Origin of the sequence: Pseudonocardia sulfidoxydans NBRC 16205 (genome assembly GCF_007989085.1) — a bacterium.
GTDB lineage: Bacteria > Actinomycetota > Actinomycetes > Mycobacteriales > Pseudonocardiaceae > Pseudonocardia > Pseudonocardia sulfidoxydans.
The window spans coordinates 53,367-62,612 of record NZ_BJVJ01000037.1; the positions used below are offsets into that span (position 1 = coordinate 53,367).

General features: G+C 72.0%; 8 protein-coding genes. All 8 read left to right on the top strand.

Annotated elements, in window-relative coordinates; genetic code table 11:
• Nucleotides 1–18 precede the first annotated feature (18 nt).
• Nucleotides 19–906, top strand: coding sequence for a sulfate adenylyltransferase subunit CysD (gene cysD, locus PSU4_RS18085; protein WP_147109827.1), 888 nt, complete (start codon nt 19–21; stop codon nt 904–906).
• A complete protein-coding gene (locus tag PSU4_RS18090) occupies nt 906–2,210 on the top strand; it encodes a sulfate adenylyltransferase subunit 1 (RefSeq protein WP_147109795.1) in 1,305 nt (434 codons plus the stop codon). Before cysD ends, PSU4_RS18090 begins: the two co-directional genes overlap by 1 nt.
• 37 nt (nt 2,211–2,247) lie before the next feature.
• Entirely contained in the window at nt 2,248–3,339 is a 1,092-nt protein-coding gene (locus PSU4_RS18095; protein ID WP_147109798.1) for an ABC transporter substrate-binding protein, read from the top strand.
• A gap of 73 nt (nt 3,340–3,412) precedes the next feature.
• On the top strand, nt 3,413–4,204 hold the full coding sequence (locus tag PSU4_RS18100) for an ABC transporter ATP-binding protein (RefSeq protein ID WP_147109800.1): 792 nt from the start codon (nt 3,413–3,415) through the stop codon (nt 4,202–4,204).
• Nucleotides 4,194–5,090, top strand: coding sequence for an ABC transporter permease (locus PSU4_RS18105; RefSeq protein WP_147109802.1), 897 nt, complete (start codon nt 4,194–4,196; stop codon nt 5,088–5,090). The genes PSU4_RS18100 and PSU4_RS18105 overlap by 11 nt, the downstream gene beginning before the upstream one ends.
• The gene (locus PSU4_RS18110) at nt 5,083–5,829 is read left to right on the top strand and encodes a sirohydrochlorin chelatase (RefSeq protein WP_246115190.1); all 747 of its coding nucleotides are present in this window, start codon (nt 5,083–5,085) and stop codon (nt 5,827–5,829) included. Before PSU4_RS18105 ends, PSU4_RS18110 begins: the two co-directional genes overlap by 8 nt.
• 531 nt (nt 5,830–6,360) lie before the next feature.
• On the top strand, nt 6,361–6,546 hold the full coding sequence (locus PSU4_RS18115; protein WP_147109804.1) for a hypothetical protein: 186 nt from the start codon (nt 6,361–6,363) through the stop codon (nt 6,544–6,546).
• A gap of 118 nt (nt 6,547–6,664) precedes the next feature.
• Nucleotides 6,665–9,246, top strand: a 2,582-nt coding sequence (locus PSU4_RS18120) for an ABC transporter ATP-binding protein (protein ID WP_147109806.1), incomplete at its 3' end; no start/stop codon positions are given.

A 9,246-nucleotide genomic window follows, 5' to 3' on the forward strand; every position in this document is an offset into this window, starting at 1 on the left:
CTTCCGTCCCCGGGGGTACTGGACGCCCTGGACGCACTGGAGTCCGAGGCGATCCACGTGTTCCGCGAGGTCGCGGGCGAGTTCGACCGGCCGGTGATCCTGTTCTCCGGCGGCAAGGACTCGACGCTGCTGGTGCACCTGGCGGTCAAGGCGTTCGCGCCGGCGCCGGTGCCGTTCCCGCTGCTGCACGTCGACACCGGGCACAACTACCCGGAGGTCATCGAGTTCCGCGACGCGATCGTCGAGCGGCTGGGTCTTCGCCTGGAGGTCGCGCACGTCCAGGACTGGATCGACGACGGCCGGCTCACCGAGCGCGCCGACGGCACCCGCAACCCGCTGCAGACCGTCCCGCTGCTCGACTCGATCGTCGAGAAGAAGTTCGACGCGGTGTTCGGCGGCGGACGTCGCGACGAGGAGCGGGCCCGCGCCAAGGAACGCGTGATGAGCCTGCGCGACGCGTTCGGCCGCTGGGACCCGCGCAAGCAGCGGCCCGAGCTGTGGAACCTCTACAACGGCCGGCACGCCGCGGGCGAGCACGTCCGCGTCTTCCCGATCTCCAACTGGACCGAGCTCGACGTCTGGCGCTACATCCAGCGCGAGAACATCGAGCTGCCGTCGATCTACTACTCCCACCAGCGCGAGGTGTTCCGGCGCGACGGGATGTGGCTGGCCGAGGGCCCGTGGGGCGGCCCGCGCGGCAACGAGTCCCTGGAGCTGCGGACGGTCCGCTACCGGACCGTCGGCGACGGCTCCTGCACCGGTGCCGTCGAGTCCACGGCGACGACGCTCGACGAGGTGATCGCCGAGGTCACCGCGTCACGGCTGACCGAGCGGGGCGCCACCCGCGCCGACGACCGCATGTCCGAGGCAGCCATGGAGGACCGCAAGCGTGAGGGGTACTTCTGATGGGTAGGGACCTGCTCCGGTTCGCGACGGCCGGATCCGTCGACGACGGAAAGTCCACCCTGGTGGGCCGCCTGCTCTACGACACGAAGTCGGTGCTGGCCGACCAGATCGAGGCCGTGCAGCGCGCGTCGGTCGACAAGGGCCTGGCGACGCCGGACCTGTCACTGCTCGTCGACGGGCTGCGGGCCGAACGCGAGCAGGGCATCACGATCGACGTCGCCTACCGCTACTTCGGCATGCCGACGCGCGAGTTCGTCCTCGCCGACACCCCCGGCCACGTGCAGTACACCCGCAACACGGTGACGGGCGCGTCGACGGCGGAGCTCGCGGTGCTGCTGGTCGACGCCCGGCACGGCGTCGTCGAGCAGACCCGCCGCCACGCCGCGGTGCTCGCGCTGCTGCGGGTCCCCCGGCTGGTCCTGGCCATCAACAAGATCGACCTCGTCGACTACGACCAGGCCGTCCTCGAGGCCATCGCGAAGGACTTCGCCGGGCTGGCCCGCTCGCTGGGGTTCGCCGAGGACGCCGTCGTCACCATCCCGGTGTCGGCGCTGGTCGGCGACAACGTCGTCGAGCGCAGCGAGCGCACCCCCTGGTACGAGGGCCCGACGCTGCTGGGTCACCTGGAGTCGGTGCCGGTCACCGGCCCGGAGGTCGACGCACCGTTCCGGCTGCCCGTCCAGTACGTGATCCGGCCCCGAACCGAGGAGCTGCACGACTACCGCGGCTACGCCGGCCAGGTCGCGTCCGGCACGGTCCGCCCGGGCGACGAGGTCGTCGTGCTGCCGGGCGGACACCGCACGACGGTGGCGTCGGTCGAGACCGCCGACGGCCCGCTGGCGGCCGCGGCCGCCGGGCGCAGCGTCACCGTCCTGCTCGCCGACGACATCGACCTCTCCCGTGGCGACGTGATCGCCGCGGCGGGCGCGCCGCCGCGGGTGACCGACGACTTCGACGCCACCCTCTGCTGGCTCTCGGAGAAGCCGCTGCACCCCGGCGCACGGCTGCTGCTCAAGCACGGCACCCGCACCACCCAGGTGATCGTCGGCGAGCTCCGTGACCGCCTCGACACCGACACCTTCGCGCTGTCCGTGCCGGAGACGTTGCAGATCAACGACATCGGCCGGGTCGCGCTGCGCACCGCCGACCCGCTGCCCGTCGACGACTACGCCGACATCCGCGCCACCGGCGGGTTCCTGCTCATCGACCCGCCCACCGGCAACACCCTGGCCGCCGGTCTCGTCGGCGACCCGCTCGTGCTGGTCGACCTGCCCAGCCGCGAGCCGTCGACACCCGGTCCGTAGTACCCCACCACCCCCGAGAAGAAGGAACCCCGCTCCGATGCGTCTGCGATCCAGAGTTCCCATCGCCCTCCTCGCCGCCCTCGCCGCGGTCGGGGTGTTGGCCTCCTGTTCGCGGGCGTCCGAGACCCCCGCGGCAGGCTCGAGCGGGTCGGGCGGCACCACGTCGCCCGCCGCCGAGCTGCGGCTCGGCTACTTCCCCAACATCACCCACGCGCCCGCGCTCATCGGCGTCGACAAGGGCTTCATCGCCGGTGAGCTCGGCGCCACGAAGCTCACGACGCAGACGTTCAACGCGGGCCCCGAAGAGGTCAACGCGCTGCTCGGCGGTTCGCTCGACGCCGGCTTCATCGGCTCCAGCCCCGCCATCAACGCGTTCGCCAAGTCCAACGGGCAGGCGATCCGGCTCGTCGCCGGCTCGACCTCCGGTGGCGCGCAGCTCGTCGTCTCCACGGACATCACCTCGCCCGACCAGCTCAAGGGCAAGACGATCGCGACGCCGCAGCTGGGCAACACCCAGGACGTCGCGCTCAAGAAGTGGCTCAAGGAGAACAACCTCGAGATCGGCCAGGGTCCCGACAAGGTGACCGTCCAGAACCTGGACAACCCGCGCACGCTCGACCTGTTCAAGACCGGGCAGGTCGCGGGTGGCTGGCTGCCCGAGCCGTGGAGCTCGCGACTGGTCGACGCCGGGGCGAGCGTGCTCGTCGACGAGCGCACGCTGTGGCCGAACGGCCAGTTCCCGACGACCGTCCTGATCGTGCGCACCGAGTTCCTCCAGCAGCACCCGGAGACGGTGGAGGCGCTGCTGCGCGGTGCGCAGAAGGCCATCGACTACATCGCGAGCGACCCGGCCGGCGCGAAGACGGCCTCGAACGAGTCGATCAAGACGCTGACGGGGTCGGCGCTCGCCCCGACCGTCGTCGACCGGGCGTTCACCGAGCTGGCGTTCGGTCTCGACCCGCTCGCGGCGACGTTCCCGCAGCTCGCGAAGGACAGCGTGACCGCAGGCGCCCAGGCGCAGGAGACGAACCTGCAGGGCTTCCTCGACGTCACCGCCGTCAACAAGGTGCTGCAGGCCGCGGGCAAGCCCCCGGTCGACGCGGCCGGGCTCGACAAGCCCACGGGCTGACCTGCTCCGGGGGCCGGCTCCCACCGGAGCCGGCCCCCTCCCCCACCACGCACCCAGAAGGGCGATCCGCCGGATGAGCACCACGACCAGCGCGGTTCCCGTGAACGACGTGTCGGCCACCGCTGTGCGGCTCGCCGGGATCGGCAAGACGTTCGGCAGCGGCGCCGACGCGGTGACCGCGCTGCAGGGCGTCGATCTCGACGTGTCCGCCGGCGAGTTCGTCTGCCTGCTCGGCGCGTCGGGCTGCGGCAAGTCGACACTGCTCAACCTCGTCGCCGGACTCGACGAGCCCACCTCCGGCGAGCTGGTGCGCCCCACCGGGTCACCCTCGTTCATGTTCCAGGAGTCGGCGCTGCTGCCGTGGCTGACCGCGGGCCGCAACGTCGAGCTGCCCCTGCAGCTGTCGGGGCTGTCCCGGTCGGCGCGGCGTGCCCGCGCCGCCGAACTGCTCTCCCTCGTGCGCCTCGACGGCCTGGCCGACAAGCGCCCCCACGAGCTCTCCGGTGGCATGCGCCAGCGCGTCGCCCTCGCCCGCGCGCTCGCCGCCGCGACCGGCCCCGACGGCACCGGCGGCGGCGTCCTGCTCATGGACGAGCCCTTCGCCGCCCTCGACGCCATCACCCGCGACGTCCTGCAGGGCGAGCTGCTGCGCGTCTGGGACGCCACCGGCACCACGGTCATCTTCGTGACGCACGACGTCCGCGAGGCCGTCCGGCTCGCGCAGCGCGTGGTCCTGCTGTCGTCGCGGCCCGGCACCGTCGTCGCCGAATGGCAGGTCACCGAACGCCACGGCGCCGTCGGCGAACAGCTCCACGACGACATCACGTCCCGACTCCGCCAGGTGATCGCGAGCCATGCCGCCTGAGACGTCCCTCACCAAGGTCTCCCCCGCCGCGGACACCTCCGCGGCCGAGCTCGCCGGGCTCGACGCGCTCGACACCCCCACCGTCACCCGCACCCCGTGGTGGCGGCGCGCCATCGCGGTCGGGCTGCCCCCGCTCGTCGCGCTCGTCCTGTCGATCGCGATCTGGCAGATCCTCTGGGCCGCGGCCATCTGGCCCGAGTTCCAGCTGCCCGCCCCGATCACGGTGTGGCAGGCCGTCGAGTCCCGCCTCCTCACCGGCGAGGTCTTCTCGATCCTCTGGACCTCGATCAGCCGCGCGTTCATCGGGTTCCTCGCCGCGCTGGTCATCGCCACACCGCTCGGCCTGCTCGTCGCCAAGGTGACGGTCGTGCGCCGCGCCATCGGCCCGCTGCTGTCCGGCCTGCAGAGCCTGCCGTCGGTCGCGTGGGTGCCCGCCGCCGTCCTGTGGTTCGGCCTCACCGACGCCACCATCTACTTCGTCGTCCTCGCCGGGTCCATCCCGTCGATCGCCAACGGCCTCGTCTCGGGCATCGACCAGATCCCGCCGATCCTGCCCCGCGTCGGCCAGGTCCTCGGCGCCCGCGGCCTCACCAGCGCCCGGCACATCCTGCTGCCCGCCGCGCTGCCCGGCTACCTCTCCGGCTGCAAGCAGGGCTGGGCGTTCTCGTGGCGCTCCCTGATGGCGGCGGAGATCATCGCCGCGGGGCCTCTGCTCGGCGTGGGCCTCGGCGCCTACCTCAAACAGGGCAGCGACCTCAACGACATCAGCATGGTGTTCTCGGCGATCGTGCTGATCCTCGTCGTCGGTATCGGGATCGAGCTGCTCGTCTTCCGGCCCATCGAGCGGCGCGTGCTGCGCGCCCGGGGACTGGCCGCCGGTGTCTGAGCCCGCCCTGGTCGCCGTCGCGCACGGCAGCCGCGACGGCCGGTCCGCCGCCACCATGCACCGGCTCGTCCGGGCCGCCGCCGCGCAGGCCCCGGGCCTCGACGTCCGGCTGTCGTTCCTCGACTTCAACGCCCCCCGGCTGCCCGACGTCCTGCACGCCGTCGCCGCCGACGGGCACCGTCGCGCCGTCGTCGTCCCACTGCTGCTCGGCGCGGCCTACCACGCCCGCGTCGACGTGCCGGCCGCCGTCGAGGCCGCGACGACGCGGCTGCCGCACCTGCGCGTCACCGTCGCCCCCGTCCTCGGCGACGACCCCGCCCCGCTGCTCACCGCCGCCCGCGCCCGGCTCGCCGAGGCCGGTGCCGCTCTCGACGATCCCGGGATCGGTGTCGTCCTGGCCGCCGCGGGCTCGAGCCACGAGCGCGCCAACGACGTCGTCCGCGGGCTGGCCGCCGGGCTCCCCCGCGCCGTCGCCGCGTTCGCGACCTCCGCCGAGCCCACCGTCGACGACGCGATCGCGCGGCTGCGAACCGTCGGCGCACAACGGATCGTCGTCCTGCCCTGGTTCCTGGCCCCGGGACGGCTGCTCGACCGCGTCGAGGCCCGCGCACTCGCCGCCGACCCGGGAGCGATTCTGGCCGACCCGCTCGGCGACCACCCGCTCGTCGCCGCGACGATGCGGGCGCGCCACCGTGCCGGCGCCGCCTCCCCGCTCGCCGCGCTCGTCGACGCCGGCTGATTCCGGCTGATTCCGGCTGAATTCGGCGCTGCACTGTTCGGCGCAACGGTGTGCGCCGAATACCCGAAAGCTCGCACAATCGTCTGCGCACCGGCATTATCGTCATTTGTACAGAGCGCATTCACAGGTCGCCGAACAGTGATGAACAACGGTACCGAACGAAAAAAGTTGCGGTACACCATTTCATCCCTCCGCCCCAGCGTCGTCCCCGATCGGACGCCAACCCCAGACGTTGCAACCCGTTCGGAGCAGCGCCGTTCCCCCAAGATCGACTGACTCGTCGATCGGGCGTCGATCAGCCCTCTGAACAGCGACGGAGCAGCGGTTCAGCTGTGCATCGGCGCGGTGCTACCTCACTACCCGTGACGCCGGTGATGTGAGGCCAGCCGGGTTGTCAACCCATCAGGTGACACGATCGGCACACTCCGACAGCCAGGTGAACATGTGTGTCAGCTGAAACGCAGCTGTGCGGAATACGAGAGAGTGAGCAGCGGCGCCATAGGGCGCTGCACGACCAAGAAGGGAATCTCAATGGCGATCCGCAAGCACGCGCCGCAGATCAAGCACTGTGTGCCGAAGCCCCCGTCGCACTGCGACGACCGCGACGACGACCGCCGCCACGGTCACCACCACCACCGTCGTCGTCACCAGCACCACGACGACCCGTGCGGCCGTCGCTCGAAGCGCGACCGCCACCGCGAGCACTGCGGCCGCTGATCTCTCGCCCCAGCAGAGACCAGCAGTACGCATGACTCAGCACGGCTGAGAAGCTGTTCCGGCGGCCCCGCGCGAAGCCCCAGCGGCGCGGGGCCGTCGGCATGAACGGAGATCGTCGATGTCCACCACAGCCGACGAGGGTCGTACACCCCCGCCGCGTCGGTCCTCGATGACTCCGGACCACCCGCACGACGATCACGACCCGCACGACCCTGACGACCGGTACGACGACCGCTACGAGGACGACGACGAGCCCTACGAGCGCAGCTCCATCGCCGACGTCCGCGAAGCCGCCAAAGTTCCGATCCGGCACATCTTCACGCGGTTCTGGCCCGACACCAAGCCGTTCCGCGGGCGCATGTTCCTCAGCCTCCTGCTCGTCGGCGTCGGCCCCGCACTCGGCACCCTGAACATCTACCTGTTCAAGGTCCTCGTCGACGACATCATCACCCCGCAGGACTTCCGGCTCTTCCCGCTCGTCGCGGGCGCCTTCCTCGCCATCACCGTCGTCGGCGGACTCATCAACTTCGGCGACGAGTACATGACCGCGTGGGTCGGCGAGAAGTTCGTCATGGGCCTGCGCCAACGCGTCTTCGACCACATGCACCGGCTCTCGTCCGGCTACTTCGAGACCCGCCAGCTCGGCGACCTGCTCTCCCGCCTCACCGGCGACGTCGCCTCCATCGAGGCACTCATGCTGTCCGGCGTCAACATGGCGCTGACCTACAGCTTCCAGATCGTCTTCTACGCCGGCGCCATGTTCATCCTGAACTGGCAGCTCACCCTCGCCGCCCTCGTCGCCGCCCCCATCTTCCTGCTCATCGCCCGCTCCTTCTCCCGGCGCATCCAGTCCGCCGCCCGCGAGAGCCGCCGCCGCGCCGGATCCATCAGCGCCGTCGCCGAAGAGAGCTTCGGCAACGTCGCCCTCGTCCAGGCCTACGACCGCGCCGACCACGAGAGCCGCCGCTTCCGCGACCAGAACCTCGGCAACTTCCGCGCCCAGATGCGCGCCATCAAGATCGAAGGCCTGTTCTCCCCGATCAGCGCGTTCGTCGAGTCCGTCGGCACCCTCGTCGTCATCGGCATCGGCGTCTGGGAACTGTCCCAGAACCGCATCACCCTCGGCGGCCTGCTCGTCTTCCTCGCCTACATCTCCCAGCTCTACGGCCCCGTCCAAGGCTTCGCCGGCCTCACCAACTCGATCTTCGCCGCCAGCGCCAGCGCCGAACGCATCATCGAGGTCCTCGACGCGGAACCCGGCGTCGAAGAACCCACCGAACCCGTCCGGATAGGACGCGCCCGCGGCGACATCCGCATCACCGGCATCGAGTTCGGCTACCCCGGCACCGACCGCACCGCCCTGCACGACGTCGACCTCGACATCGCCGCCGGCACCAAGGTCGCCGTCGTCGGCGCCAGCGGGGCCGGCAAGTCCACCCTCACCAAACTGCTGCTGCGCACCTACGACCCCGACAAAGGCACGATCACCCTCGACGGAATCGACCTGCGCGACCTGACGCTGTCCGACCTGCGGCGCAACATCACCGCCGTCCTCCAGGAGACACTCGTCTTCGACGGCTCCATCGCCGACAACATCCGCTGGGGCCGCCCCGACGCAACCGACGAGGACGTCGCCACCGCCGCCGCGGCCGCCGACGCCCACGACTTCGTCCTGCGCCTGCCCGACGGCTACGACACCCGCATCGGCCAGCGCGGCCGCATGCTCTCCGGCGGGCAACGCCAACGCATCGCCATCGCCCGCGCCATGATCCGCGACGCGCCCGTCCTGCTCCTCGACGAGCCCACCACCGGCCTCGACGCCGAGTCGACCCGCCGCGTCCTCGAACCGCTGCGCCGCCTCATGGACGGCCGCACCACCGTGATCATCTCCCACAACCTGATCACCGTGACCGACGCCGACGATATCGTCTACGTCGAGGACGGCACCGTCAGCGCCCGGGGCAGCCACGAGAAACTGCTGGCCACCAGCCCCGGGTACGCGCACCTGTACCGGCTGCACCACCCCGACGACGCGCCCGCCGCGCCCGACCCGGAGAAGGCACCCGCCGCGCCACCGCCCCTCCAGCGGCCGCGGGTCGCCCCCGCCGCCGCCGCGCGGCAGGCCGACCGCGAAGACTCCACCCGCCCCGTGCCCGTCCCGTTCCGACGCCCCGAGCACGCCGAACCCCCCGCGCCGCCCCGCTACGTGCCGATGCCGGTTGCGAGCGCCGCCGGCGCCCCCGCCGCGCCGCCCGCCCCGCGCCGCACCATCGACGAGCCGCGTCCCGAGGTCTACGCGAACGCGCGCTCCGGCGGTGGAGTCGACCAGACCGCGCTGCTGGGGGCCCGCGGACGCCGCCCGGTCCCCGGCCCCGGCGGGGCGTCGGAATGGGCGCCCGGGAACTCGGCCCCACAACGCGGCGGTGCCGGGCCGGGCGGTGCCGGTGGCGCCGACGAGGTCGACGCGACGCGCGTCGTCCGCGCGGTGCGTTCCGCCGACACCGGCCCCCGCCGGCCCGACGGCCCCCGGGACGATCAGGGGCGGGACGAGCGGGGGCGCGGGCCGCGGGACAGGCGCGACGACGGTCCTGGCCGCGGTGATGATCGTGGGCACGGCAACGGTCCTGGGCACGGCAACGGTCCTGGGCACGGCAACGGTCCTGGGCACGGCAACGGTCCTGGGCACGGCAACGGTCCTGG

Coding starts and splice junctions, on each gene's coding strand:
- PSU4_RS18095 (WP_147109798.1), top strand. CDS start 2,248: ATGCGTCTGCGATCCAGAGTTCCCATCGCCCTCCTCGCCGCCCTCGCC.
- PSU4_RS18100 (WP_147109800.1), top strand. CDS start 3,413: ATGAGCACCACGACCAGCGCGGTTCCCGTGAACGACGTGTCGGCCACC.
- PSU4_RS18090 (WP_147109795.1), top strand. CDS start 906: ATGGGTAGGGACCTGCTCCGGTTCGCGACGGCCGGATCCGTCGACGAC.
- PSU4_RS18105 (WP_147109802.1), top strand. CDS start 4,194: ATGCCGCCTGAGACGTCCCTCACCAAGGTCTCCCCCGCCGCGGACACC.
- PSU4_RS18115 (WP_147109804.1), top strand. CDS start 6,361: ATGGCGATCCGCAAGCACGCGCCGCAGATCAAGCACTGTGTGCCGAAG.